Here is a 24365-nt window from a genome sequence, read left to right as displayed (position 1 = left end):
TCAGTGCACGTGCTGGCGCTGGCGCACACACTCCTGCGCCTGTGCGGTCAGCGCGTCCAGCCGCTCGTCGCGCATCTGCTCCGCTTCGATCATCGCATCCTCGCCTTGCTGGTTGAGCAGGTAGGTATGAATCTGCAGCACCTCGGCGGTCTGGTAGATGGGGGCGATGTCCAGGCGGCCGATCAGTGCCCCGCTGGCCTGGCCGGTGCTGCTCATCAGCACCTGCGGACCCTTGGCGGCCACCACCTGCATACCCATGGCTTCGAACCACGGTACCTGGTTGGCGAAGGCGTTCAGCTCGACGCAGGCATGGCGCGCCTGCAGGTCGCCCAGCAGCGCCCGGGCGATGCCCTGGCGACGATGGCTGGCGCGTACGGCCATGAATGCCAGGGCACAGGCCTGCTCATCGTCCTCGGCGGGTAGCGACAAGGCAAAGCCCAACAACTGGTCTGGCGCTTCGGCATCCAGTGCCAGGGTCAGTGCCACGGCCAGGCCGCGATTGCCGTCCAGGGCTTGCAGGTACTGGTGCACCTCCATGCCGACGCCGTACTGGTACAGCGGGTACAGCGGGTTGTCTGCACTGATCGCGACACTGCTCAATTCACCGACGTTGTGAATGACCAGCTCGCGGATCTGGTTCTGGAAAGACTCGGGCGGCACGCTGTCAAGGCGGCTCAGGATGAACATCGGGGGGCAGGCTCCGGCGGTTAGACTGTACAGCCCGCACCGGGAGGGCGCGGGCTGTACAGTCTAACCGGTTTTGACCCATCAGCCGCGTGCCTGTAGTGCGCCGAGCATCAAGTCCAGGTTTTGCACCGCCGCACCCGACGCGCCTTTGCCCAGGTTGTCGAAGATGGCGGTGAGCAGCACCTGGCCGTGTTCAGGGTTGGCGTACAGCGCCAGGCGCAGGTCGTTGCTGTCGTTCAGGGCTTCAGGGTCGAGGTTGGCCGCGCCACCTTGTTGGTGCAGGGGCATTACCTGAACATGGCGGGCTCCCTGGTAATGCTGTTCCAGGCAGGCTTGCAGCTGTTCGGCGCTGACCTGCCCGGGCAGCAGGCGCAATTGCAGCGGGATGCTCAGCACGATGCCCTGGCGGTAGGCGCCGTAGCCAGGCATGAACAGGGGCCGTGCCGAGAGCCCGGCGTGCTGCTGGATCTCGGGCACATGCTTGTGCGCCAGGTCCAGGCCGTACAGCTGCAAGGCCGGTGCTTTGTCGGCAGCGGGCTGTTCATGCCGTTCTACCGCCGCGCGGCCGCCGCCGGAGTAGCCGGAAATGGCGTGGATGTTCAGCGGGTAATCGGCAGGCAGCAGGCCGGCCTTGACCAGCGGGCGCAGCAACGCGATGGCGCCCGTGGGGTAGCAGCCGGGGTTGCTGACGCGCTTGCTTTGGGCAATGCGTTCGGCTTGGTGCGGGTCCAGTTCGGGCAGGCCATACACCCAGCCTGGGCTGGTGCGGTGTGCCGAGCTGGCGTCGATCACCCGCACCTGCGGGTTGTGGATGGCGGCCACCGCTTCGCGCGCGGCGGCATCGGGCAGGCACAGCAGGGCGATGTCGGCGCTGTTGATCGCCTCGCCACGCCGTTGAGGATCTTTGCGTTCGGCTTCGGGCAGGGTCAGCAGGCGCAAGTCGCTGCGGCCTTGCAGGCGAGCGTGGATCTGCAGGCCGGTGGTGCCTTGGTCGCCGTCGATGAAGACAACAGGGGTATGCATGGTCGGGGTCCGGGTTGGGGAGGGGATGGCCTATGTTCGCGGGTGGCGTTGATAAAGAAAATTTGAATATCATGACCACCGCATTCAGCTTTTCTGAACGATGTGCTGGCCTTTTGGCGGTCAACCTACCCCTGAAAGCTGCCTTGGCATTCAGCCGTCAGTCTTTGTTTTGTGAGGAAGCCGCAGCGACCATGCGCGAAATCAGCCTCGACCGCCTGCGTACGCTGGTGGTCATTAGCGACCTGGGTTCATTTGCCGAGGCGGCTCGCCAGCTCAACCTGGCGCCGCCCACCATCAGCCTGCACGTGGCCGAGCTGGAGGCGCGCGTCGGCGCCCCGTTGCTCAACCGTACCCGCGGCCAGGTACGGCCCACGGCCATCGGTGAAACGCTGCTGGCCCGCGCCCGCCGCTTGCTGGCCGACGCGGACCTGGCGTTGGACGAAGTTCGCCGCCAGGTGCAGGGCCTGAGCGGCCGGGTACGCCTGGGGGCCTCGACCGGGGCCATCGCCCACCTGCTGCCACAGGCGTTGGCCGCCTTGCGGGTGGAGCATCCGGGGATCGATGTGCAAGTGCAGGTGCTCACTTCGCAAGCGTCGCTGGCGCGTTTGCGCGAGGGCACCCTGGATGTCGCGCTGGTGGCGTTGCCGCAGGTGGCGGTCAAGGGGCTGGCCGTAACACCCTGGCGACGCGACCCGATCCTGGCCTACGTGCCGGCCGACTGGCAGCCCCCGGCCAAGGTCACGCCGGCCTGGCTGGCGCAACGGGCGTTGATCCTGAATGACAGCAGTACCCAGCTGTCGCGGGTGACTAACGAGTGGTTTGCGGCGGCGGGGTTGCACCCCGAGCCGCGTATCGAGCTGAACTACAACGATGCCATCAAGAAGCTGGTCGGTGCCGGGTATGGCGCGACGTTGCTGCCGCAGGAGGGGGAGGCCGCCGAGCTTGATCAGCGCATTGCCCACCGGCCGCTGCGGCCCGGGCTGTGGCGGCAGTTGGGTATCGCCTGCAGGGAAGGGCAGGTGGAGCGCGCTACCGCATTCGTGCTGCAGGCGCTGGAGCGGCTGCGCCAGTAGCGCCCGCCAACGGTTTCAACCAACCGTTTCGTGCAGGGCCAGGCTCTGGCGTAATTGCGCCAGCATGGCCAGGCGCAGCGCCTTGGGGGCCTGCACGCTAATAGCGCCGGCCTGGGACAGCAGCCAGCTCATCAGCGCCCGGTTGTCGTCTACCGTGGCCACCAGCACAGCGCCACCGTCGGCTTGCGCGGTCAGTTGCATGTCGGCCGACAGCGGCGCCTGCTCCAGGCGCCGGGCAAGGGCGTCATCGACCCAGGCGCGCAGCTCCACCTGGGCCGCCGGGCATAGCGCGTCGGGTTGCAACTGGTGCGCTTGCTCCAGGCTCAGGCCCGGTTGCCAGTACCAGCCATAGGGCATGCCCTTGCTGTTGCATTGCAGCGGGAACAGGGCGGCCAGTTCGACCAGGTCGCGCTCTACGGTACGCTTGCTGGTGGTGTGGCCCACGCCGCTCAGGGCACGTTGCAACTGGGTGGAGCTCACGCCCGGGTGGCGCCCTGGCAGCAGCTTGAGCAATTGCCACTGGCGGGCAATGGTATGGCGGGTAGGGTGGCTGGGCAAAGGGTTCGTCCTTGAAGGCAGGCATCGCGCCGACCTGGGTGATGGCATTTAGCTATATATCAGCATACCCTTTCCCCTGATCGGATCCAAGTTGCACTACAAGGCGGCCAAGGCCACCGGCGCGTTCCGCGCTTGGCAGCGCCGGTGATGGCGCTGCAGGTCAGTCAAGACGCTGTTGCAGCCCCTCGATGAACACCTGTTCGGCCCGGCTGAAGCGCTGGTCCCGGTTCCACAACAGGTGAATGTCCACATCGGCAATGCCCTCCAGCGGGTGCAGCTTCCACAGCAGCCCAGCTGCAACATCCGGCGCTACCACGTGCTCGGGCAGGCAGCCGATGCCGAACCCGGCAATTACCAGGCGGCGCACTTCCTCAAGGCTGGGTGACGAGGCCACGATGCGCCCGGCAAAGCCCTGCTGGTCGCGGAAAATGGTCAGTGGCGACAACATGCCGCCAATCTGGTCACTGGTGAAGCTGACGAAGTTCTCCCGCTGCAAGTCGCCCTCGGCCTGACCAAACAGGGCATGGTGTTTGCCACAGAAGAACGCGTAACGCTGGCGCAGGAACAGCCGTTGCTCCAGCCTGGGCTGGGCCCGCCGGTTCAAGCTCAAGCCTGCGCTGGCGGTTTTCTCTTGCAAGGCTGCGACGATGTCGGAGCTGCGCATCACGTCGATTTCCAGGTCCACCCGTGGGTGCTGGCGATGGAAGTCGGCCAGGAAGTCGTCGAAGCGGTCGCTGACGATGCGGCTGATCATCAGCAAGCGCACCTTGCCCACCAGTTCGTCGGTGGGCTGCGCCAGCAGGCTGCCGATCTGCGACATCTGCCCGTACACCTCGCCGGCCAGCTGGAACAGCTGTTCACCCATTTCGGTCAGCACGAAACGCGGCCCACGGCGGGCGATGAGTTGGCGGCCGAGCTGTTCTTCCAGGCGCTTCAAGGCCTGGCTGACTGCCGGCTGGGTGAGATGCAGGCGGGCAGCGGCGCGGCTGATGGACAGTTCCTGGCCAATGACGCGGAAGGTACGCAGCAGGTTCCAGTCGAGGCGGTCGTTGAGCAGGCGGTCAGACATGGCATGGCTCTATGATAAGCAGGGTTAATAGTTGGAATAATAAATAGAAAATTGACTAATCATAGCCCTGGCCCGATAAATCACAGGCATCGAGGCCCACAAGCCAAGCGCCGCCAGAGCGCGACCGTGAATTCCCGTCACTCCTGCCAGAACAACAAGCAAAGGAGCCCCCATGAAGCCCGCCACTTGCGCTCAGCCACGCCGTGCCGCTGCCGCCGCTTTCATCGGTACCATGATCGAATGGTACGACTTTTACATCTATGCCACCGCCGCGGCCCTGGTGTTCGGTGCCTTGTTCTTCCCCTCCGATGACAGCCTGTTCAGCACCATGGCAGCGTTTGGTACCTTCGCCGTGGGCTTTTTCGCCCGGCCGCTGGGCGGAATCGTCTTCGGCCATGTGGGCGACCGTATCGGCCGCAAGAAATCGCTGGTCATCACCTTGCTGATGATGGGCATCGTCACGGTGTGCATCGGCCTGTTGCCGACCTATGCGCAAATTGGCGCCAGCGCGCCGGTGCTGCTGGTCCTGCTGCGCATCGTCCAGGGCATTGCGGTGGGCGGCGAGTGGGGCGGGGCCGTGCTGATGGCCGGCGAGCATGCCCCCAAGGGGCGGCGCAACTTCTTCGCCTCGTTCGCCCAGCTCGGCAGCCCGGCGGGCCTGATTCTGTCACTGCTGGCTTTTGGCGCGGTCACCCGCCTTCCGGAAGAAGACCTGATGAGCTGGGGTTGGCGCGTGCCGTTCCTGGCCAGCGCCTTGCTGCTGTTGGTCGGCCTGGCCATTCGCCTGGGGGTGAACGAGTCGCCCGAGTTCATCGCCAGCCGCGAGCAGGCAGAAACGGCCCGGCGCAAGGAGCAGGCCCCGGTCTTCGAGGTGCTGCGCAGCGCCTGGCGCCCGCTGTTGCTGTGCATCGGTGCCAACACCCTGGGCATTGCCGGGGTCTACTTCACCAATACCTTCATGATCAGCTACACCACCCAGCAGCTGCACCTGGAGCGCTCGCTGATCCTGGAGTGCCTGTTCTTCGTGGCGATCATCCAGTTTTGCGTGCAGCCCTTGGCTGCCTGGCTGTCGGAAAAGCTCGGCGCCACTCGCTTCCTGGCCTTGGTGGCCGTGCTGGCCATGGCCTCGCCTTACCCCATGTTCACCCTGGTCAGCTCGGGCCAAGGCCCTTTGATCGTGCTCGGCATCGCCTTGGCCGCTGCTTGCATGGCCTCGTTCTACGCGGTCATCGCAGGCTACGTCAGCGGCATGTTCGACACCCGTGTGCGCTATACCGCCATATCCCTGGCCTACCAGGTGTGTGGCGCCATCGCCGGGGGCCTGACCCCGTTGATCGGCACCTGGCTGGCCCACCATTTCACAGGGCAGTGGTGGCCGATGGCAGTGTTCTACACGCTGATCGCCACCCTTTCGCTGGTCTGCGTGCTTGCCCTGGCGCGCCAGTACGCGCGCAGCCAGCAGCTTGAGCTGGCCTGAGCGAACCGATTCATTCTGGAGTACCTGCACATGTTGAAAAGCAATGGCGAACGCCTGTGGGCGAGCTTGATGGCCATGGCCGAAATCGGCGCCACCGCACGCGGTGGCAGCTGCCGCCTGGCCCTCAGCGACGAAGACAAGGCTGGCCGTGAGCTGTTCAGCCACTGGTGCCGCGAAGCGGGCCTGACGCTGAGCGTGGATGCCATCGGCAACCTGTTCGCGCGCCGCCCTGGCACCGACCCCGATGCCGCCCCGGTGATGATCGGCAGCCACCTGGATACCCAGCCGGAGGGCGGCCGTTTCGACGGTGTCTACGGCGTGCTGGCCGGGCTGGAGGTGGTGCGCCGCCTCGACGAGTTGGGCATCAGCACCCGCAAGCCGCTGGAGCTCGCGGTGTGGACCAACGAGGAAGGCGCCCGGTTTACCCCGGCGATGTTCGGTTCGGCCGTGTTCACCGGCACCCTGGCGCTGGAGCAAGCCTTGGCCATACGCGATGCGCAAGGCATCAGCGTCGCCGACGCGTTGCAGCGTACCGGTTACGCTGGCCAGCGGCCGCTGGGCGGGCCGGTGGATGCCTATTTTGAAGCGCATATCGAGCAAGGCCCGATCCTTGAAGATAACGCCAAGGCCATTGGTGTGGTCAGCGGCGGCCAGGCTATTCGTTGGCTGGATGTGACCGTCGAAGGCATGGCCGCGCACGCCGGCACCACGCCGATGCCGTTGCGCAAGGACGCCTTGTACGGCGCGGCGCAGATGATTCAGGCGCTTGAGCGGCTGGCGGCAGACTATGCCCCCGAGGCCCTGACCACTGTCGGCGAGCTGACCATCGCCAAGTCGTCACGCAACACCATCCCCGGGGTGTTGCAATTCACGGTGGACCTGCGCCACCACCGCGATGAAACCATCGAGGCCATGGAACGCGACCTGACCCTGGCGCTGCAGGCCATCGCCCGCCAGCGCGGTTTGCAGGTGCGCATCGAGCGGCACTGGGTCAGCCCGGCCACGCCGTTCGACGTGGACTGTGTGGCCGCTGTTCAGCAAGCGGTGGATGCCCTGGGTTATGCGCAGCAGTCGATCGTCAGTGGCGCTGGGCACGATGCCATCCTGTTGGCCCGCTATTGCCCGACGGCGATGGTGTTCATTCCCTGCGTCGGCGGCCTCAGCCACAACGAAGCCGAGGATGTGCTGCCCGACGATGCCCGCCAGGGTGCCGATGTATTGCTCAATGCCGTGCTGGCCCGCGCCGGCCGTGTCGAACCAGGAGAAGCCTGATGCGTTGCTACTTCCACCCTGAACAATTGCTGCATCACCCGCGCAGCTACTACTCGCGTGGCGCCATGCGCACCCCCCAGGAAGTGCCCGAGCGCGCCCAGCGCCTGTTGCGGGCTGCCAAGGATCTTGGCTTCGACATCCGCCAGCCAGAGGATGCTGGCCTGCAGCCGCTGGCGGCGGTGCATGGCGAGGCCTACCTGGCCTTCCTCGAAGAAGCCCATGCGCGCTGGAAGGAAGTGCCCGAGGACTGGGGCGACGAGGTCATGTCCAATATCTTCGTGCGTGAGCCCAACGCCTTGCGTGGCATTCTCGCCCAGGCCGCGCGCTACCTGGCCGATGGCAGTTGCCCGGTAGGCGAGCGTACCTGGCATTCGGCCTACTGGTCCGCGCAGAGCGCGGTAGCTGGCGCCAAGGCCATTGCCGAGGGTGAGCCCGCGGCCTACGCGCTGTGCCGGCCACCGGGGCACCATGCACGGTTCGATGCTGCGGGTGGCTTCTGCTACATCAACAACGCTGCCGTCGCTGCCCAGGCCTTGCGCGGCCGCTACAGCCGGGTGGCGGTGCTCGACACCGACATGCACCACGGGCAAGGCATCCAGGAAATTTTCTACGACCGGCGCGATGTGCTGTATGTGTCGGTGCACGGCGACCCGACCAACTTCTACCCAGGCGTGGCCGGGTTCGAGGACGAGCGCGGCCGTGGTGAGGGGGAGGGGTACAACCTGAACCTGCCGATGCCCCACGGCGCCAGCGAAGCGGACTTCCTGAGCCGGCTGGACACCGCACTGGCTGCGGTGAAGGATTTTGGTGCGCAAGTGTTGGTGTTGTCGCTGGGCTTCGACATTTACGAGCTGGACCCCCAGAGCAAGGTGGCGGTGACGACCGAGGGCTTTGCCGTGTTGGGCGAGCGTATCCGCGCATTGCGCTTGCCATGCCTGATCGTGCAGGAGGGCGGGTACCATCTGCAGAGCCTGGAGGCGAATGCTCGGGCGTTTTTTGCTGACATAGCGGATTGGCGGTGAGTGCTACCACGCTGTTTATTTCGGGGATGAACCCCACAGGGATCGCATCAGGGCTGACAGGTGGTTGCCCTAAGATATGCAGCGCCTGTTAGATCGAGCGCCGCCCGCGCGGCGCATCGCGAGCTGCGCTCGCTCCTACGTTTGTTTCGGGCCAGTGAGGTCTGGGAGAGGCGCGCGCGACCGCCATGTTTGTACGGCGCGATATTGAGGCATGCGCCAAATGGTTCGCGCGCAAACCCCACAGGCATAATTGGCCCGAAACAAACGTAGGAGCGAGCGCAGCTCGCGATGCGCCGCGCGGGCGGCGCTCGATCTCAAGTTCACACGACCGGTATCGCTTACAGCCCAGCCCGACGCACATGCTTGACCAACACTTTCTCCAGCAACTCCCACATCGCCGGGTCGGTGCTGAACGCCACGTTGAAGCGCATCCAGCCGGTGGCTTTGGCATCGACCATGAACAACTGCCCAGGCCCGAGCATGATGCCTTTCTCCAGCGCGTCGTCCAGCAATGCCGCGCTGTCCGGTAGCGCCGGATGGCGGGTCCAGATGTACATGCCTTCGTCGGACTCAATGAACAGTTCAAAGCCCAATCGATGCAGATGCCGGCCAACTTCCTGATGCGCCTCCGCCAGGCGCTGGCGCAGACGCTTGAGGTGCTTGCGCCAGCGGCCGTCGATGACCGCGGCATAGACCACACGCTCCATCACCTGCGATGTGGTCAGGCCCGAACGCATTTTCAGCTGCAGCAGCTTCTGCATCAGCTCGGGGTTGGCCAGCATGTAGCCGACGCGCACATTGGGCGAAATGCTCTTCGAGTAGCTGCCTACGTATACCACCTGCTGCAGGTGGTCGAGGCTGGCCAGGCAGGGCTGCGGCTCGGCGACCATGTCGGCGTACAGGTTGTTCTCGACCAGGCGGAAGCCGTGCTGGCTGGCCAGCTGCAACAGCCGGTGCAGCTGCGGCAGCGGGGTGCGCGAGCAGGTCGGGCTGTGCAAATGCGGCTGGGTGAAGAACGCCGTCGGGCGGTGATGGGCGAGCAACTGCTCCAACTGGTTCAGGTCGTAGCCCGCCGGGGTACGCGGGACGCCGACCAGCGTCGCGCCCTGGGTACGCAAGATGCTCATCAGGTTCGGGTAGCCCGGGTCGTCCACCAGTACCACGTCCCCCGGCCGGACCAGCGTGCGTGCGGCCAGGTCCAGCGCCTGGCTGGCGCCGTGGGTCAGCATCAGCTGCGCCGGGTTGGCCACTATCGACAATTCCTGCTGCAGGTTCTGCGCGGTCAGTGCACGCAGCTCCGGCAGGCCCATGGGGTCGCCATACCCCGACAGTTCCAGCGGGCTGCCGGCCACCTGGCGCAGGCCACGGCGCAGGCCCTCTTCGTACATCCAGTCGTTGGGCAGCCAGCCACATCCGGGTTTGTAGGGCAACTGACGGATCTCGAAGATCTGTTGCAGGTACCACTCGGAGTTGAACGTTGGTCGACTGGTGTCGGCCTCGGCGTTGTGCTGCTCCAGCAGCTCGGCTGCCGCGCGGTTGACGAAAAAACCTGCATTGCCCCGGCTCACCAGCAAGCCCTGGGCCACCAGGCGATCGTATGCCTCGACCACGGTGAAGGTACTCACCGAGTAGCTCGCGGCAAAGGCGCGAATCGAGGGCACCTTGGCGCCAGGCTTGAGGGTCTGGTTATCGATCAGCTCGCGCAGCGCGTCGATGATCTGGTTCACCAACGGGGTCGAGGAGTCTGGATGTAGTTCGAACATTCGGGGCCTTCAGGGTGCGTATCGCCAGGCAATTGCAGGGTGTACTGCATAGGCGACCTGTACAGTGCAGTGCGAGTTTGATGCCACTGTGCATGGCTCTCTGCGTCGGACATTTTTACATTAGGTGTCAGATATCGCCACCAATAGCATGTTCAGTTCGCGCCAGGCGCCAGCCCTGGGGCGCGTCAGCAGGCCGCCATGGAAGGCCTGCGTGTGTTCGCGCACACCATCCTGCCCGCATTAGCACTGATGTACAGGTGAAACCGCCAGCCATCGGGGTTTCACGGTTTTCCTTGGATAAAAAGAAGCACGGGGTACACAACTGATGGACGCAACATCCACTACCACCACCGCGAAAAGCGGGCACGAGAGCAAGCTCAGTGCCTCGCTGAAGTCGCGCCACCTGACGATGATGTCGATCGCCGGGGTTATTGGCGGCGCCTTGTTCGTCGGTTCCGGCAGCGTGATCCACAGCGCCGGCCCAGCCGCTGTCCTGGCCTATCTGGCAGGCGGCATCCTGGTGGTGCTGATCATGCGCATGCTGGGTGAAATGGCGACTTCCTCGCCTGATACCGGCTCGTTCTCCACTTACGCAGACCGCGCCATCGGCCGCTGGGCCGGCTTCACCATTGGCTGGCTGTACTGGTGGTACTGGGTCATTCTGATGGCCTGGGAAGCTTACGTAGCCGGCAAGATCCTGCATGGGTTCTTCCCGGATGTGAGCGTCAACGTGTTCGTGCTGGCCACGACCCTGTTGCTGATCACCGTCAACTTCTTCAACGTCAAGCACTACGGTGAGTTCGAGTTCTGGTTCGCCCTGATCAAGGTGATCGCGATCGTCTGCTTCCTGATCGTGTGTACCGCTGCGGTAACCAATGTCTGGCAATTCGGTGAAGTGCGTGGCATCAGCCACCTCACCGCCGAAGGGTTCATGCCCAACGGCATTACCACGGTCATCGGCGCCTTGCTGGGGGTGATGTTCGCCTTCCTCGGCGCAGAAATCGTCACCATTGCCGCTTCCGAAGCCAAAGACCCGGCCGCTCAGATCGTCAAGGCGACCAACTCGGTGGTGTGGCGGGTGTGCCTGTTCTACGTCGGTTCGATCTTCCTGATCGTCTGCCTGGTACCGTGGAACGACCCGCACCTGGGGGTTTCCGGCTATGGCGCCTACCGCCGTACCCTGGAGCTGCTGGGCGTGCCGTACGCCGAACTGCTGATGAACTTCGTGGTACTGACCTCGGTCAGCAGCTGCCTGATCTCTGGCCATTACACCGCTTCGCGCATGCTGTTCTCGCTGGCCCAGCGGGGCGATGCACCGTCGTTCTTCAAGATCACCCGCGCCGGCACCGGTGTACCGGTGTACGCGATCATGGGTTCGTGCGCCGTGGCCGTGGTCTGCGCGCTGATCAACTTCAGCGAGACCCTGCGCCCGAAAGACGTGCTGGAAACCCTGATGAACACCACTGGCATGATTGCCCTGCTGGTGTACCTGGTGATCGCTTTCTCTCAGCTGCGCATGCGCCGCAAGCTGATCGCCGAGGGCAAGGAAGTGCGCCTGAAGATGTGGCTGTTCCCTTGGCTGACCTACCTGGTCATCGCCTTCATCGTGGCGGCACTGGTCACCATGGCCTTCATGCCTGACTACCAGATCCTGGTGATCTCCACCGGTGTGGCGGCGGCCATCGTGGTGGCCATGGGTGTGGTGCACCAGATCCGCTCTGGCAGCAAGCAGCACTAAGCGTCACTCGCGCTTGGAAACGGCCGGCTCCCGTGGGGACCCGGCCGTTTCGCGTTGTTGGGCCTGGGTTTTTTCGGCGGGCATGTGAAAGCCCTGGTTCATCCACGGTGAGCCGAGCAGGGCGGCGGCCGCGATCAGGGCCAGGATGGCAACGGCGATATAGGTTTTCAGATGGGTGCGCATACAGCAGATGACCCTGCACCCAGCCAGACAGTTCATTGCGCGTGCCGCAACGAACGCGCCGGCCGCCACATGGCGTATGCTCCACCTATCACCCGCCTGGAGGAGCTGCACATGGCCTGGTCCGCCACCCAGTATTCGCTGTTCGAAGACGAACGTACCCGCGCCGTGCGCGACCTGCTGGCCGCCGTGCCGTCACGCCCGGTACGCCACGCCACCGACCTGGGTTGCGGCCCTGGCAACTCCACCGAGGTACTGCTGCAACGTTACCCCGATGCCCAGGTAATGGCGCTGGACAGCGACCCGGACATGATTGCCAAGGCCCGGGAACGCAAGCGCTTGTGCATCCCCCGGGTGCGCACGGTGGTTGCCGACATCAGCGGCTGGTCGGCCCCGGAGCCGCAGGACCTGATCCTTGCCAATGCCTCGCTGCAGTGGGTGCCCGAGCATGCCAAGCTGTACCCGCACCTGGTGCGCCAGTTGAGCGAAGGCGCCAGCCTGGCGGTGCAGACCCCGGACAACCTCGATGAGCCGGCCCACCGGCAATTGCGCGAGATTGCCAGCCAGGGGCCGTGGGCCGCGAAGTTCGCCGACCTGCAACTGCCACCCCGGCACGGGGCGGCCTTTTACTACGACTTGCTCAGCCCGCTGTGCGCGCGGGTCGATGTGTGGCGCACCACCTATCACCACCCGCTGGTGGGCGGCGCCGAGGCGGTGGTGGAGTGGTTCAAAGGCTCGGCTTTGCGCCCTTACCTGGCCAGGCTCGATGAGCGGGCGCAGGGTGATTTCCTGCAGATGTACCTGCAGGCCATGCAGCGCGACTATCCGCCGGCCACCGATGGCAAGGTGCTGTTGCCGTTCCCGAGGCTGTTCGTGATCGCTACCCGCTAGGGGCAGTTCAGTGCCAGGCGGCTGCCAGGGCGGCAGGCAAGCGGATCGAGACTGATGAGATTTCTTGTCGAACCCATGCGCGAGGGCGTATAAACTGCACCCACTTTTGGCCGGTCGCTTCCTGAACCGGCCGCTGAAACAAAGAGAGTCGACATGGGCGCACAGTGGAAAGCCAAGCATAGAGAAACAGCTGCCAATGCCAAGGGCAAGATCATGGGCAAGCTGGCCAAGGAAATTCAGATTGCGGCCAAATCTGGCGCCGACCCGGACATGAACCCGCGCCTGCGTCTGGCCATCGTCCAGGCCAAGAAAGCCTCGATGACCCGTGAAACCCTGGAACGCGCCATCAAGAAAGGCGCTGGCCTGGACGGCGAGGCCGTGCAGTACCATGCCGTCAGCTACGAAGGGTTTGCCCCGCACCAGGTGCCGCTGATCGTCGAGTGCCTCACCGATAACGTCAACCGCACCGTTGCGCAGATCCGCGTGCTGTTCCGCAAGGGCCAGCTGGGCGCCAGCGGTTCGGTGACCTGGGACTTCAACCATGTCGGCCTGATCGAAGCCACCCCCGAAGGCGATGCCGACCCGGAAATGGCCGCGATCGAAGCCGGCGCCCAGGACTTCGAAGAAGGTGAAGAAGAGGGCTCGACCCTGTTCATTACCGACACTACCGACCTGGACGCGGTGCAGAAGGCCCTGCCCGAGCATGGCTTCACCGTGACCTCGGCGAAAATCGGCTATACCCCGAAGAACCCGGTGAGCGCGGCCAGCCTGAGCGCCGAAGCGCTGGCTGAGGTTGAAGCGTTCCTCGAAGCGATCGACGAGAACGATGATGTGCAGAATGTTTATGTTGGTCTGACCGACTGATCTGTGCAATTGGGGCCGCTTTGCGGCCCATCGCGTCGCAAGGCCGCTTCTGTAGGCGCGGCCTTGTGTCGCGAAACGAGGGTGAAGCCCTCGCAGCGGTCCGGAGCCGAACCCGATGAACCCCACCTTCGCCTCCCTCAGCCTCGCCCACCTGCGCACCCTCGACCACCTGCTGCAGTTGAAGAACCTCAGCCATGCTGCCGAGCGCCTCGGCGTCAGCCAGCCGGCCCTGAGCCGCCAGCTGGCCCTGCTGCGCGAAGCGTTCGGCGACCCCTTGCTGGTCCGCCAAGGCCGTGGCTATGTGCTCAGCGAACACGCCGAAACCTTGGTCGAGCCCCTGCGGCAAGTGCTTGAAGAGCTGCAGGCCCTGCGTCAGCCTGCAGTCTTCGACCCGGCCCGCTGCGAGCGGCGCTTCTGCCTGGCTGCCTCGGACTACGTGGCCGAACACATGCTGCCGTTGCTGGTGGCTGCGCTGGAACAGGAAGCACCGGGGGTTTCCCTGGAATACCGCACCTGGCAGGCCGGCCAGTACGCCTTGCTGGCCAGCGGCGAGATCGACCTGGCGACCACGCTGTTCGACGAGTCGCCACCCAACCTGCACGGGCGCCTGCTGGGTGAGGACCGCGCGGTGTGCCTGATGCGCCGCGATCATCCGCTGACGGCGCAAGCCACCCTCAGCCAGGCGGACTACCTGGCGCACAAGCACGTGCGGATTTCCGGTGGCGGCGACAAGGACAGCTTCATCGACCGCCACCTGCGCGCCCAGGGCCTGCAGCGGCGGGTCAGCCTGGAGGTGCCGTTCTTCTGTGCCACGGTCAAGGTGGTTGCCGGCAGCCAGGCCGTGGCCACCGTCCCCGAGCACATCGCCAAGCAACTGAGCCGCTTGCATGGCCTGGCTTGGCGGCCGCTGGGCTTTATCGACCATAGCCAGCGTTACTGGGTGGTGTGGCACCAGCGTATGCAGGCCTCGGCCGAGCACCGCTGGTTACGCAACCGGGTATTCGAGTTGTGGCGCCAGTCGCAGTTCGGCGTGCAGGGTGGGCATGCGCGTTTGCCATAGCAACTATGCGTGACATGGGGTTATTCGTCTGGGCATAGGCGCCTAGACTGGGGGCATTGTGTTGCCTGCGCTGGCCCTGTCCAGGCCAGCGTCCTGTTCTGTGGGCGCTGGCTTGCCTGCGATAGGGCCATAACAGGCTACGGATGACCCAAAGGAGAGCCCACGTGACCCCCGAACAATTCCGCCAATACGGCCACCAGCTGATCGACCTGATCGCCGACTACCGCCAGACCGTGGGCGAGCGCCCGGTCATGGCCCAGGTCGAACCCGGTTACCTCAAGGCCGCCTTGCCAGGGCAAGCCCCCCAGCAAGGTGAACCCTTCGAGGCCATTCTCGACGACGTCAACGCACTGCTCATGCCTGGCCTGTCCCACTGGCAGCACCCTGACTTCTATGGCTACTTCCCCTCCAATGGCACCTTGTCCTCGGTACTGGGTGACTTCCTCAGTACCGGCCTGGGTGTGCTGGGCCTGTCATGGCAGTCCAGCCCGGCCCTGAGCGAACTGGAAGAAACCACCCTCGACTGGCTGCGCCAGTTGCTGGGTTTGTCCGGCCAATGGAGCGGGGTCATCCAGGACACCGCCTCGACCAGCACCCTGGTGGCGTTGATCAGCGCGCGCGAACGCGCCACCGGTTACGCTTTGGTGCGGGGTGGCCTGCAGGCCGAAGCCAAGCCATTGATCGTGTATGTCAGTGCCCACGCCCACAGCTCGGTGGACAAGGCCGCGCTGCTGGCCGGTTTCGGGCGTGACAACATTCGCCTGATCCCCACCGACGAACACTACGCGCTGCGCCCGCAGGCCTTGCAGGCAGCCATCGAGCAGGACCTGGCTGCCGGCAACCAGCCCTGCGCCGTCGTGGCCACCACCGGCACCACCACCACCACAGCCGTGGACCCGCTGCGCCCGATCGGCGAAATTGCCCAGGCCCACGGCCTGTGGCTGCACGTCGACTCGGCCATGGCCGGTTCGGCGATGATCCTGCCGGAATGCCGCTGGATGTGGGACGGCATCGAGCTGGCCGACTCGGTGGTGGTCAACGCGCACAAGTGGCTGGGCGTGGCGTTCGATTGCTCGATCTATTACGTGCGTGACCCGCAGCACCTGATCCGAGTGATGAGCACCAACCCCAGCTACCTGCAGTCGGCAGTGGATGGCGAGGTGAAGAACCTGCGCGACTGGGGCATCCCGCTGGGGCGCCGGTTCCGTGCGTTGAAACTGTGGTTCATGTTGCGCAGCGAGGGCGTGGAAGCGTTGCAGGCGCGGCTGCGACGCGACCTGGACAATGCCCGCTGGCTGGCAGGGCAGGTCAGCGCTGCGCAAGGTTGGGAGCTGTTGGCGCCCGTGCAGTTGCAGACCTTGTGCATTCGTCATCGGCCGCAGGGGCTGGAGGGCGAGGCGTTGGACACGTACACCCAGGCTTGGGCGCAGCGGCTCAACGCCAGCGGTGATGCCTACGTGACCCCGGCGACGCTGGATGGCCGCTGGATGGTACGGGTGTCGATCGGCGCCTTGCCGACCGAGCGGGGCGATGTGGAGCGGCTGTGGGCGCGCTTGCAGGGCGTGGTTCAGGGCTGAAATGGCTGGGGCCGCTTTGCGGCCCCGCGCCTGTCAGTGGCTTACCGCCTGGACGCTGCCTTTGCGGCTGGCTTCATAGGCTTCCTTTTCCATCGGCTTGGCCTGCGGGTTACCCAGGTCTTCCATCGCCAGGCGATGGGTTTCCGGGGCAATGTAGGCCGCCAGGGCACACACGCAAGTGATGAAGAACGCCAGCCCACCGACCACCAGCGGGATGTTGTCTGAGCCGGGTGGCGCAACCAGGGCGAACAGCGCCGGCAACATGGCAGTCAGCATGGTGCCGATGTTCTGCGCAATGGCCATGGCCGAAACGCGGTAGCGGGTTTGGAACAACTCAGGGTAGAAGCTTGGGAATACCGCGTTGTAACCCTGGTAGACCATGCCCCACATGACGATCGAGGTGATGAATGCCAGTGGCACGTTCTGAATGCTGATCGCATACAGGTAGACGAACGCCAGCAGGCCCGAGCCCAGGCAGCCGGCAATCATGGTCGGGCGGCGGCCGATCTTGTCCGACAGGTTGCCGACGAACGGAATCACCAGCACCGCGACGATGTTGCCGACCACGGGGATCCACAGGTAAACGCTCTTGTCGAAGCCGATGCCATAGGCCGGCTGCACCGCGTAGGCCGCACCGAAGATGGTGGCGACTACCGGAATCACGTTCATCAGGGCCATGAACATCACCAGCACCATGTGCTTCCAGCTGTGGCGGAACGCTTCGCTGATCGGCGACTTGGCCACTTTGTCCTGTTTCTCTTCCTTCACGAATGCCGGGGTTTCATGCACTTCCTTGCGGATGATGAAACCGGCGATCAGCACGATGGCGCTCATCAGGAAGGGAATGCGCCAGCCCCAGTCATTGAAGGCCTCGCTGGGCATGAAGTACGCCAGTGGCAGGAAGACCGCCGCTGCCATGACCTGGCCCGCCTGTACACCCTGCAGGGTGAAGCTGGCATAGTAGCCCCTTCGGCCGAAGGGCGCGTGCTCCATGATCATCGAACTGGCGCCGGAGATTTCCCCGGCCACGGCGAAGCCCTGGATCAGGCGCAGCACCACCAGCAAGGCCGGTGCCAGGAAGCCGATGTCGTGGTAGGTGGGCAGCAGGCCCACGGCCATGGTCGACAGGCCCATCAGGAACATGCACAGCAGCAACACGTTCTTGCGGCCACGGGTATCACCCCAGTGGCCCAGCACGAAGGCGCCCACCGGGCGGGCCAGGTAACCCACGCCATAGGTGGCCAGCGAAGCGATGATGGCCATTTTCGGGTCGGTATTGGGGAAGAAGATCTGCGGGAAAATCAGTGCAGCGGCCTGGGCATAGATGAAAAAGTCGTAGTACTCGAGTGCCGAGCCTATCCATCCACTGGCGGTCGCTTTTTTTGCTTGCGAGCTGGAGTGAGCCATCGTTGTCTCCGTTGTTATTGTTGTTTGCGCAGGTTCCGCCAGGGGTGTTTGCCAAGGCAGGAGGCAGCGGTCGGTGTGCCTGCGTCTGTGGATCATGTTGACCACGGGCCAGTTGACTGGCAATTCGCTAAAACGGGTTTTGTGCGATAATCGAACGCAAAACTAACCATTCCGTACAAAGAGATTGAAGCAGCGACTCTACCTGCGAATAATCGATCGTGCCATAAACTGTGACAGGTCTTTCTGCCTGTCTGGCACTGTATGCCTTCCAAACAACAAGGAACTCCCGCCATGCAGCGTTCGATCGCTACCGTGTCCTTGAGCGGCACCCTGCCGGAAAAGCTCGAAGCCATCGCCGCCGCCGGTTTCGACGGCGTCGAGATCTTCGAAAATGACCTGCTCTACTATGCCGGCAGCCCCCGCCAGGTGCGGCAGATGTGCGCCGACCTGGGTATTGCCATTACCTTGTTCCAGCCGTTTCGTGATTTCGAAGGCTGCCGCCGCGACCGCCTGCAGAAAAACCTGGACCGCGCCGAGCGCAAGTTCGACCTGATGCAGGAGCTGGGTACTGACCTGGTGCTAGTGTGCAGCAACGTCCAGGCCGATGCCCTGGGCGATGAACAGGTGCTGGTCGACGACCTGCGGCTGCTTGCCGAACATGCTGGCAAGCGTGGCCTGCGTATCGGTTACGAAGCGCTGGCCTGGGGCCGCCACGTCAACACCTACCAGCAGGTCTGGAACCTGGTGCGCCAGGCCGACCACCCGGCCCTCGGGGTAATCCTCGACAGTTTCCATACCTTGTCGCTGAAGGGCGACCCGCGCGCGATCCGCGACATCCCTGGCGACAAGATTTTCTTCGTACAGATGGCTGACGCACCGATCCTGGCGATGGACGTGCTGGAGTGGAGCCGCCACTTCCGCTGCTTCCCGGGGCAAGGCGAAATGGACATGGCCGGCTTCCTCGCGCCGATCCTGGCCACCGGCTACCGTGGCCCGCTGTCGCTGGAAATCTTCAATGACGGCTTCCGTGCAGCGCCCACCCGGCAGAACGCCGCCGACGGCCTGCGCTCGTTGTTGTACCTGGAAGAGCAAACCCGGCTGCGCCTGGAACAGGAAAATACCCCGATCGAGCCTGGCGTACTGTTCACCCCGCCCGCGGCCAGTCGTTATGACGGCGTCGAGTTCCTGGAATTTGCGGTCGATGAGGCCGTTGGCGCGCGCCTGGGCAGCTGGCTGAAGCGGCTGGGCTTTGCCGAAGCGGGCAAGCACCGCAGCAAGGAAGTGCAGCTGCTGCGCCAAGGCGATATCAACATCGTACTGAACGCAGAGCCTTACTCCTTTGGCCACAACTTCTTCGAAGCCCATGGCCCGTCATTGTGCGCCACCGCGCTGCGGGTCAAGGACCAGCAGGCTGCGCTCAAGCGTGCCACTGCCTACCGTGGCCAGCCGTTCCGCGGCCTGGTCGGCCCCAACGAGTGCGAGGTGCCGGCGGTACGCGCACCCGATGGCAGCCTGTTGTACCTGGTAGAGCAGGGCACCGCCGGGCATACGCTGTATGACACCGACTTCAGCCTGGACCCGAGCGTGAGCGCCACCGGTGGCCTGCGCCGCATCGACCACATGGCCCTGGCGCTGCCAGCCGAGTCGCTGGACAGCTGGGTGTTGTTCTACAAGAGCCTGTTCGATTTCGCCGCCGACGACGAGGTGGTGCTGCCCGACCCGTACGGCCTGGTCAAGAGCCGCGCCCTGCGCAGCCAGTGCGGCACCTTGCGCCTGCCGTTGAACATTTCGGAAAACCGCAACACCGCCATTGCCCATGCGCTGTCCAGCTACCGCGGTTCCGGGGTGCACCATATTGCCTTCGATTGCGACGACATCTTCAGCGAAGTGGCCCGCGCCAAGCTGGCCGGTGTGCCGTTGCTGGAAATTCCGCTGAACTACTATGACGACCTGGCGGCGCGCTTCGATTTCGACGACGAGTTCCTCAGCGAGTTGGCTTACTACAACGTGCTCTATGACCGCGACGCCCAGGGTGGCGAGCTGTTCCACGTGTACACCGAGCCCTTCGAAGAGCGCTTTTTCTTCGAGATCATCCAGCGCAAGGGGGGTTATAGCGGCTACGGTGCGGCTAACGTCGCGGTGCGCCTGGCGGCCATGGCCAAAGCCCGGAGCGGCGCGGTGCGCAAGCCAGTGCTCTGACCACGCGGTGGCCTGGAGCCTGGGCGTCAGTCACCTTGCGGCGGCGCTCGATGGCGCCGCTGCGTACCGCGTCAATCCAGGCCTGGGCATTGTGCTGCCAGCTGTCGAGCAAAGCGTCTTCAGGGTCGCGCCGGTTCATCTGTGTTCAGCCTGCCGCGGTGCGTTGCCGTTTGACCCGGTACATGTGGCCGTCAGCATGGCGCAGCAGCATGTCGGCATCGGTGCCGTCTTCGGGGAAGCGCGCGATGCCAATGCTGCAGGAAGGCGCCTGGAGCCCGGCCAACTCGCCATCCAGCGGTTCGGCCATGACGGCCAGGATATGCTGCACCTGTGTGGCCACGACCTCGGCTGACGGGCAATCGGGCAACAGCACGGTGAACTCGTCACCGCCCATCCGCGCCACCGTCGCGCTGCCCGCTACGCAGCTATCCAGGCGCCGGGCCAGTGTGCACAGTACCCGGTCGCCCACGCTGTGGCCGTGGTTATCGTTGATCTGCTTGAAATCGTTGATATCGATAAACAGCAATGCCAATGGGCGGTCATGCCGCCGAGCGCTGGCCAGGGCGGCGTCGAGCCGTTGGTTGAACATGGCCCGGTTGGCCAGTCGGGTCAGCGAGTCGTGATGCGCCAGAAAGCGCAGTTCGGCTTCGGCCTGGTGCTGGGCGGTAATGTCCCGCGCCACGCCGATGCGAGCCTGGGCCTCATCTGACCAGCAGGCCGCCCAGAGTATATGCACCACGCCACCGTCCTTGCGGATGTAGCGGTTGTGAAAGTCATAATGCGGTTGGCCATTCATGACCCGCAGGATCGAAGCGCGAGTGGTTGCCAGGTCTTCGGGGTGCATGTAGTCGGTAATTGCGGTACCGACCAGCTCGCATGCCCGGTAGCCCAACAGCGCTTCGCAGGCATCGCTGACAAAGATGATCTGGTTGTCCCGGTCGACCACGAAGACCGTGTCGAGCATCAGGTGGATCAGCCTGGGGTACAACGCGTGCAGGTCTACGGGCATGGTTCACGGCGTCCTCGGCGGGATGCCCGATCATAGCTGAAACAGCGCCGGATGTGACCGGGGGGCAAGCCTTTACAGGGCAGTTTGGCCGTGCCTGAGCGCTAGCCAGGCGTGGGCAGCCACAGCAGCCGTGCAGGCGCGTTATACTCCGCGCTTTTGCCCGTGCCGGAATTCGCCCATGCGCCAGGTGTTGTTAATCGTCGATGTCCAGTCCACCTTCAGCCCGCCCGAGTGGCTGGTCGATGGGCTGCGTCGGTTGTCAGCCAATATTCCTACCGTAGCCTCGGTCGAACTGCACGACGAGCGGGTCACGCCGTTTGCACGCCAGCTTGGCTGGCACCCGGCGGCAGAGGACGAAAGCCTGGTGGAGGCTGACCAGGTGTTCGTCAAGCACGGCTACGGGCAAAGTGCCGAAGCGATCGCCCACATCCGGCAAATGGGCGTGGAGCGCGTGCTGGTGTGTGGCCTGCAGACCGAAACCTGTGTGCTGGCCGCCGGCTTTGCCCTGTTCGATGCCGGGCTGATGCCTACCCTGGTCACCGACATGACGGTCGGCTCCTCGCTGGACCGTTCCGGCAAGCTTGGCATCGAGCTATGGCAGCACCACTTCCGCCAGGTCACCACGTCGGCTGAAGTCCTGGCTGAACTGGCGGGCTAGGTCACGCGTTGCACCCCGTCATCATCCCCGCGCGTTTTTCGGCCAGCGCGCCAGCGGCTGAGCAGCCAGCGCGTGGCGGTATTCCAGACCACACTCACCGCCACGCCCCCGGCGATGGCCAAGGCAACCTCGAACAGCAGGTTCGGGGCGATACGCTCCGCCACCGACTGGAACTGGAAGTGGGTCAGGTAGATGAACAGGGTGGCCGAGGCAATCACCGCACCCGCACGTGCCAGCCAGGCGGGTACGGGGATTGCGCGCAGCCAGATCAGCGCCAGCATCGCCGGCAAGGCAATATCGACATAGTGGGTGACGGCCTGCCAGCCAATACCGGCCACCGCCATCAGGTCCAGTTCTGCGACCACCAGCACCGCTACCGCGCTGGCCACCGCTTTGCGGGCGGGGGTATCGGCATGGTGCACGGCCATGCCCAGCACCATCACCGCCAGGAAGTATTGCGGCACCCGGTGCAGCAGGCCACTGGCGTCGAACACCCAGCGGTTGAGCAACACATCCACCGCTACCAGCGTACAGGCAGCCAGGATCAGCCAGCGGAACGGGGCGGCGTTGACGGCCTGGCGTACCCGCTTGCTCGACAGCACCAGGCCAATGATCACGATCATCTGCACCAGCACTTCGATATACCAGTAGTTGAACAGGCCAACCTCGCCGGTCGCAAACCAGTTGGACACCAACAGCAGCGATTGCCAATGCACCCGGTCGAACACCAGTTGCAGCAGCGCGGTATACAGCACGGTCGGCACCACGATGGCGGCCAGGGACGGCAGCAGTGTGCGTGCATCCCCCCGGGTTTCAATGGCCTTGAGCTGGAAACGCGCCAGGCTGATCCCAGAGACCAGGAACAGTACCGACGTTTCGCCCACGATCGGCCAAGGGGTCATGCCGCTGAGGTGGCCGACCACGATCAGGATGATGGCGAGCATACGCACGAACACTGGCATCTCCATGACCCGCCAGCCGCCTTCATGCGGTGCGCTGAGCTCAGCCAGGCGGTTGACCGACAGGCTTTCCCAACGGTCTGGCAGGTGGCCGATCAACCGCTCGAGCACCCTCGACGCCTGTACGAATGAAAGCGAGTCACCGCCCAGCTCGACAAAGCTCAAGCGTGGGTCCAGGCGCGGCACCCGCAGTATTCGTGCCCACTCGCTGCACAGCTTCTCGGCCTGCGCTGACGAGGGTTGGCTGGTCGGCGCTTGAACCGGGGCGGGCAGGGCGCGTTTGTCGACCTTGCCGTTCGGGGTGAGCGGTATGGCCTGCACGAAGATGAACAGTGCCGGCACCATGTAGTCCGGCAACTGGCGGGCGACAGCCAGGCGCAGGTCGTCGGCGCTGCCGGGCTGATGCAACACGCAGTAGGCAATCAGGCGGGGCAATGGGTGGTCATGGTTGGCCAGTACTACGCACTGCCGGACGGCAGGCAGGCGGCTGATGGTGTTTTCTATCTCCGCCAGTTCCACGCGGTGCCCCCGCACTTTCACCTGGCCGTCAGCCCGGCCGAGGAAACAGGCACTGCCATCGGCCAGGTAAGTGCCCAGGTCGCCAGTGCGGTAGCAGCGGTCGCTGGCCAGCCCGGTGAACGGGTTGGTGATGAACCTGGCTTCGGTCAGCGCCGGGTCGCCCCAATAGCCAAGGGACAGGTAGGGGCTGCGGATCAGGATTTCGCCGGTTTCACCTTCGCCCACCAGTTGCCCGGCCGCGTTCACGACCAGCAGTTGCGCATCGGCGATGCCTTTGCCCAGGGGCACCCGGGCCTGTTCCGCGGTCGGGTCGAGCGTGTGGTACGCCATGGCTTGCGGGGTTTCGGTGGTGCCATAGAAATTTACGTTGACGGCATTCGGCGCCACGGCACGCATTTGCTGGTACAGCGCCGGGCTGAGTGCATCGCCGCCCCAGAACAGGTAACGCAGTTGCCTGAACAGATGGCCCTGCAGCTGCGCGCCGGTCTCGATCAGCTTGCCCAGCGGTGGGGTGAGGTGAATGACGCTGACGTGGTGCAACGCAATCCAGCTGGCCAGCTGTGCAGGGTCGGTAAGGCTGGCCTGGGCCGGGCAGGCAATGCTGGCGCCCAGCGACAGTGGCGTGAACACATCGCGGTAAACCGGGTCGTGGCCGAGGCCGGACAGTAGCGAGAACGTGTCGGCCCGGGTCAGCCCGTGCTGGTGCACATGCCAGTCGATGAAGTGCACCAGCGGCGCGTGATGGGTAACGATCGCCTTGGGCCCGCCGGTGCTGCCCGAGGTGAAGGTGATGTACGCCGGTTGCCCTGCGCTGACCGCGGGCAGTTGCGCCGTTGGCCGGTGAAAGGCATGCAGTGCCTCGACCGGGTCCTGGGGGACAGTTACCACACAGGCGTCTGCTGCTTCGACGTGTGCCTGGCCACAGCGCAGGACTACCCGAGGTGCCAAGCTGCTGGCGAGCTGCTGCAGGCGCGCGGCAGGGTAGGCCGCATCGGCCACGCTGAACGCCCGCCCGGCGCGCAGGCAGCCAAGCATGGCGTAGACCAGCGCCGCGCCCCGCTCGGCAACAATCAGCACACGGTCGTCGCTATTGACGGTATTTTCCAGCAAATACGCAGCGATGCCTTGGCTGATCTGCGCCAGCTGGGCGTACGTGCAAAGCCTGTGCGCGGTGATGATTGCAGGGGCTTCGGGGCAACGCTCAGCCTGTTGCAGGAAGGCTTGGTGAATAGGCTGCTCGGCACGGTACTGCAGGCACAGCGTCGGGTTCGGGCGCAGGTCCGGCATGATGGGTTGGGGCTCCGCATGAACGTTTTGCCTGGCTGGTAGCACAACGCTAGTGCAGGCTGGCCCATGGCGC

20 protein-coding genes and 1 pseudogene are annotated in these 24365 nt (G+C 64.6%); 11 read left to right on the top strand and 10 right to left on the bottom strand.

Going from position 1 to position 24365, the window contains the following annotated elements; all coding sequences use genetic code 11:
• Entirely contained in the window at positions 1-687 is a 687-nt protein-coding gene (locus DMX12_RS09750; protein ID WP_110677271.1) for a GNAT family N-acetyltransferase, read from the bottom strand.
• 81 nt (positions 688-768) lie between these two features.
• The gene (argC, locus tag DMX12_RS09745; protein WP_110677269.1) at positions 769-1710 is read right to left on the bottom strand and encodes an N-acetyl-gamma-glutamyl-phosphate reductase; all 942 of its coding nucleotides are present in this window, start codon (positions 1708-1710) and stop codon (positions 769-771) included.
• A gap of 191 nt (positions 1711-1901) precedes the next feature.
• Here argC and DMX12_RS09740 point away from each other — a divergent pair, with 191 nt between their 5' ends.
• Entirely contained in the window at positions 1902-2783 is an 882-nt protein-coding gene (locus DMX12_RS09740; RefSeq protein WP_054912281.1) for a LysR family transcriptional regulator, read from the top strand.
• Between the two features lie 15 nt (positions 2784-2798).
• Here the strand turns inward: DMX12_RS09740 and DMX12_RS09735 are convergent, their stop codons facing one another.
• Together DMX12_RS09735 and DMX12_RS09730 are read right to left on the bottom strand one after the other, a co-directional pair.
• Positions 2799-3341 (bottom strand): WYL domain-containing protein, encoded by a 543-nt coding sequence (locus tag DMX12_RS09735; RefSeq protein WP_110677267.1) that lies wholly within the window; start codon positions 3339-3341, stop codon positions 2799-2801.
• 160 nt (positions 3342-3501) lie between these two features.
• Positions 3502-4410, bottom strand: a complete 909-nt coding sequence (locus DMX12_RS09730; RefSeq protein ID WP_054903805.1) for a LysR family transcriptional regulator — start codon at positions 4408-4410, stop codon at positions 3502-3504.
• A 172-nt stretch (positions 4411-4582) separates the two neighbouring features.
• Between DMX12_RS09730 and DMX12_RS09725 the strand changes: the two genes are divergently transcribed.
• Genes DMX12_RS09725 through DMX12_RS09715 form a run of 3 tightly spaced genes read left to right on the top strand, consistent with a single transcriptional unit; the run spans position 4583 to position 8181 of the window.
• Entirely contained in the window at positions 4583-5887 is a 1305-nt protein-coding gene (locus DMX12_RS09725) for an MFS transporter (protein WP_009685588.1), read from the top strand.
• A gap of 30 nt (positions 5888-5917) precedes the next feature.
• A complete protein-coding gene (locus DMX12_RS09720; RefSeq protein WP_110677265.1) occupies positions 5918-7159 on the top strand; it encodes a Zn-dependent hydrolase in 1242 nt (413 codons plus the stop codon).
• Positions 7159-8181 (top strand): histone deacetylase family protein, encoded by a 1023-nt coding sequence (locus tag DMX12_RS09715; RefSeq protein ID WP_110677263.1) that lies wholly within the window; start codon positions 7159-7161, stop codon positions 8179-8181. Before DMX12_RS09720 ends, DMX12_RS09715 begins: the two co-directional genes overlap by 1 nt.
• A gap of 338 nt (positions 8182-8519) precedes the next feature.
• On the opposite strand, the gene DMX12_RS09710 is transcribed toward DMX12_RS09715, so the two are convergent.
• Positions 8520-9944, bottom strand: coding sequence for a PLP-dependent aminotransferase family protein (locus DMX12_RS09710; RefSeq protein WP_054912274.1), 1425 nt, complete (start codon positions 9942-9944; stop codon positions 8520-8522).
• A 325-nt stretch (positions 9945-10269) separates the two neighbouring features.
• Between DMX12_RS09710 and DMX12_RS09705 the strand changes: the two genes are divergently transcribed.
• Positions 10270-11682 carry an amino acid permease gene (locus DMX12_RS09705; protein WP_009685581.1) on the top strand — a complete coding sequence of 471 codons (1413 nt, stop codon included), beginning with the start codon at positions 10270-10272 and terminating at the stop codon, positions 11680-11682.
• A gap of 3 nt (positions 11683-11685) precedes the next feature.
• Here the strand turns inward: DMX12_RS09705 and DMX12_RS09700 are convergent, their stop codons facing one another.
• Complete coding sequence (locus DMX12_RS09700) at positions 11686-11865, bottom strand: hypothetical protein (RefSeq protein ID WP_110677261.1); 180 nt, start codon at positions 11863-11865, stop codon at positions 11686-11688.
• Between the two features lie 111 nt (positions 11866-11976).
• Here DMX12_RS09700 and tam point away from each other — a divergent pair, with 111 nt between their 5' ends.
• The 4 genes from tam to DMX12_RS09680 all read left to right on the top strand — a co-directional run bounded on the left by tam (position 11977) and on the right by DMX12_RS09680 (position 16254).
• Complete coding sequence (tam, locus tag DMX12_RS09695) at positions 11977-12753, top strand: trans-aconitate 2-methyltransferase (protein ID WP_110677259.1); 777 nt, start codon at positions 11977-11979, stop codon at positions 12751-12753.
• Between the two features lie 153 nt (positions 12754-12906).
• Complete coding sequence (locus tag DMX12_RS09690) at positions 12907-13617, top strand: YebC/PmpR family DNA-binding transcriptional regulator (protein WP_009685578.1); 711 nt, start codon at positions 12907-12909, stop codon at positions 13615-13617.
• A gap of 115 nt (positions 13618-13732) precedes the next feature.
• Complete coding sequence (locus DMX12_RS09685; RefSeq protein WP_110677257.1) at positions 13733-14677, top strand: LysR family transcriptional regulator; 945 nt, start codon at positions 13733-13735, stop codon at positions 14675-14677.
• A 164-nt stretch (positions 14678-14841) separates the two neighbouring features.
• A complete protein-coding gene (locus tag DMX12_RS09680; protein ID WP_110677255.1) occupies positions 14842-16254 on the top strand; it encodes a DOPA decarboxylase in 1413 nt (470 codons plus the stop codon).
• 33 nt (positions 16255-16287) lie between these two features.
• On the opposite strand, the gene DMX12_RS09675 is transcribed toward DMX12_RS09680, so the two are convergent.
• Positions 16288-17661 (bottom strand): MFS transporter, encoded by a 1374-nt coding sequence (locus DMX12_RS09675; RefSeq protein WP_029885538.1) that lies wholly within the window; start codon positions 17659-17661, stop codon positions 16288-16290.
• Positions 17662-17952: 291 nt separating this feature from the next.
• On the opposite strand from DMX12_RS09675, the gene quiC reads away from it, so the two are divergent.
• Positions 17953-19860, top strand: a complete 1908-nt coding sequence (quiC, locus tag DMX12_RS09665; protein WP_054912277.1) for a 3-dehydroshikimate dehydratase QuiC — start codon at positions 17953-17955, stop codon at positions 19858-19860.
• A gap of 25 nt (positions 19861-19885) precedes the next feature.
• On the opposite strand, the pseudogene DMX12_RS29915 reads toward quiC, so the two are convergent.
• A pseudogene (locus tag DMX12_RS29915) lies at positions 19886-19999 on the bottom strand (class I SAM-dependent methyltransferase); the annotation flags it as partial.
• Between the two features lie 6 nt (positions 20000-20005).
• Positions 20006-20869: a sensor domain-containing diguanylate cyclase gene (locus DMX12_RS09655; protein ID WP_110677253.1), complete on the bottom strand. Its 864-nt coding sequence runs from the start codon at positions 20867-20869 to the stop codon at positions 20006-20008.
• Between the two features lie 178 nt (positions 20870-21047).
• Here DMX12_RS09655 and DMX12_RS09650 point away from each other — a divergent pair, with 178 nt between their 5' ends.
• Complete coding sequence (locus DMX12_RS09650; RefSeq protein ID WP_054903815.1) at positions 21048-21527, top strand: isochorismatase family protein; 480 nt, start codon at positions 21048-21050, stop codon at positions 21525-21527.
• Here the strand turns inward: DMX12_RS09650 and DMX12_RS09645 are convergent.
• Positions 21524-24292, bottom strand: a complete 2769-nt coding sequence (locus tag DMX12_RS09645) for an amino acid adenylation domain-containing protein (RefSeq protein WP_110677251.1) — start codon at positions 24290-24292, stop codon at positions 21524-21526. The genes DMX12_RS09650 and DMX12_RS09645 overlap by 4 nt on opposite strands.
• Between the last annotated feature and the right edge of the window lie 73 nt (positions 24293-24365).

The sequence above is a fragment of the Pseudomonas sp. MB-090624 genome (assembly GCF_003205245.1).
Taxonomy (GTDB): Bacteria; Pseudomonadota; Gammaproteobacteria; order Pseudomonadales; family Pseudomonadaceae; genus Aquipseudomonas; species Aquipseudomonas juntendi.
The sequence above is the reverse complement of the archived record's forward strand: the minus strand, read 5'-3'. Positions and strand labels throughout refer to the sequence as shown.

Excerpts from the sequence above, each read along its gene's own strand:
- DMX12_RS09750 (WP_110677271.1), bottom strand. The coding sequence starts at position 687 with ATGTTCATCCTGAGCCGCCTTGACAGCGTGCCGCCCGAGTCTTTCCAG.
- argC (WP_110677269.1), bottom strand. The coding sequence starts at position 1,710 with ATGCATACCCCTGTTGTCTTCATCGACGGCGACCAAGGCACCACCGGC.
- DMX12_RS09740 (WP_054912281.1), top strand. The coding sequence starts at position 1,902 with ATGCGCGAAATCAGCCTCGACCGCCTGCGTACGCTGGTGGTCATTAGC.
- DMX12_RS09730 (WP_054903805.1), bottom strand. The coding sequence starts at position 4,410 with ATGTCTGACCGCCTGCTCAACGACCGCCTCGACTGGAACCTGCTGCGT.
- DMX12_RS09725 (WP_009685588.1), top strand. The coding sequence starts at position 4,583 with ATGAAGCCCGCCACTTGCGCTCAGCCACGCCGTGCCGCTGCCGCCGCT.
- DMX12_RS09720 (WP_110677265.1), top strand. The coding sequence starts at position 5,918 with ATGTTGAAAAGCAATGGCGAACGCCTGTGGGCGAGCTTGATGGCCATG.
- DMX12_RS09715 (WP_110677263.1), top strand. The coding sequence starts at position 7,159 with ATGCGTTGCTACTTCCACCCTGAACAATTGCTGCATCACCCGCGCAGC.
- DMX12_RS09710 (WP_054912274.1), bottom strand. The coding sequence starts at position 9,944 with ATGTTCGAACTACATCCAGACTCCTCGACCCCGTTGGTGAACCAGATC.
- DMX12_RS09705 (WP_009685581.1), top strand. The coding sequence starts at position 10,270 with ATGGACGCAACATCCACTACCACCACCGCGAAAAGCGGGCACGAGAGC.
- DMX12_RS09700 (WP_110677261.1), bottom strand. The coding sequence starts at position 11,865 with ATGCGCACCCATCTGAAAACCTATATCGCCGTTGCCATCCTGGCCCTG.
- tam (WP_110677259.1), top strand. The coding sequence starts at position 11,977 with ATGGCCTGGTCCGCCACCCAGTATTCGCTGTTCGAAGACGAACGTACC.
- DMX12_RS09690 (WP_009685578.1), top strand. The coding sequence starts at position 12,907 with ATGGGCGCACAGTGGAAAGCCAAGCATAGAGAAACAGCTGCCAATGCC.
- DMX12_RS09685 (WP_110677257.1), top strand. The coding sequence starts at position 13,733 with ATGAACCCCACCTTCGCCTCCCTCAGCCTCGCCCACCTGCGCACCCTC.
- DMX12_RS09675 (WP_029885538.1), bottom strand. The coding sequence starts at position 17,661 with ATGGCTCACTCCAGCTCGCAAGCAAAAAAAGCGACCGCCAGTGGATGG.
- quiC (WP_054912277.1), top strand. The coding sequence starts at position 17,953 with ATGCAGCGTTCGATCGCTACCGTGTCCTTGAGCGGCACCCTGCCGGAA.
- DMX12_RS09655 (WP_110677253.1), bottom strand. The coding sequence starts at position 20,869 with ATGCCCGTAGACCTGCACGCGTTGTACCCCAGGCTGATCCACCTGATG.
- DMX12_RS09650 (WP_054903815.1), top strand. The coding sequence starts at position 21,048 with ATGCGCCAGGTGTTGTTAATCGTCGATGTCCAGTCCACCTTCAGCCCG.
- DMX12_RS09645 (WP_110677251.1), bottom strand. The coding sequence starts at position 24,292 with ATGCCGGACCTGCGCCCGAACCCGACGCTGTGCCTGCAGTACCGTGCC.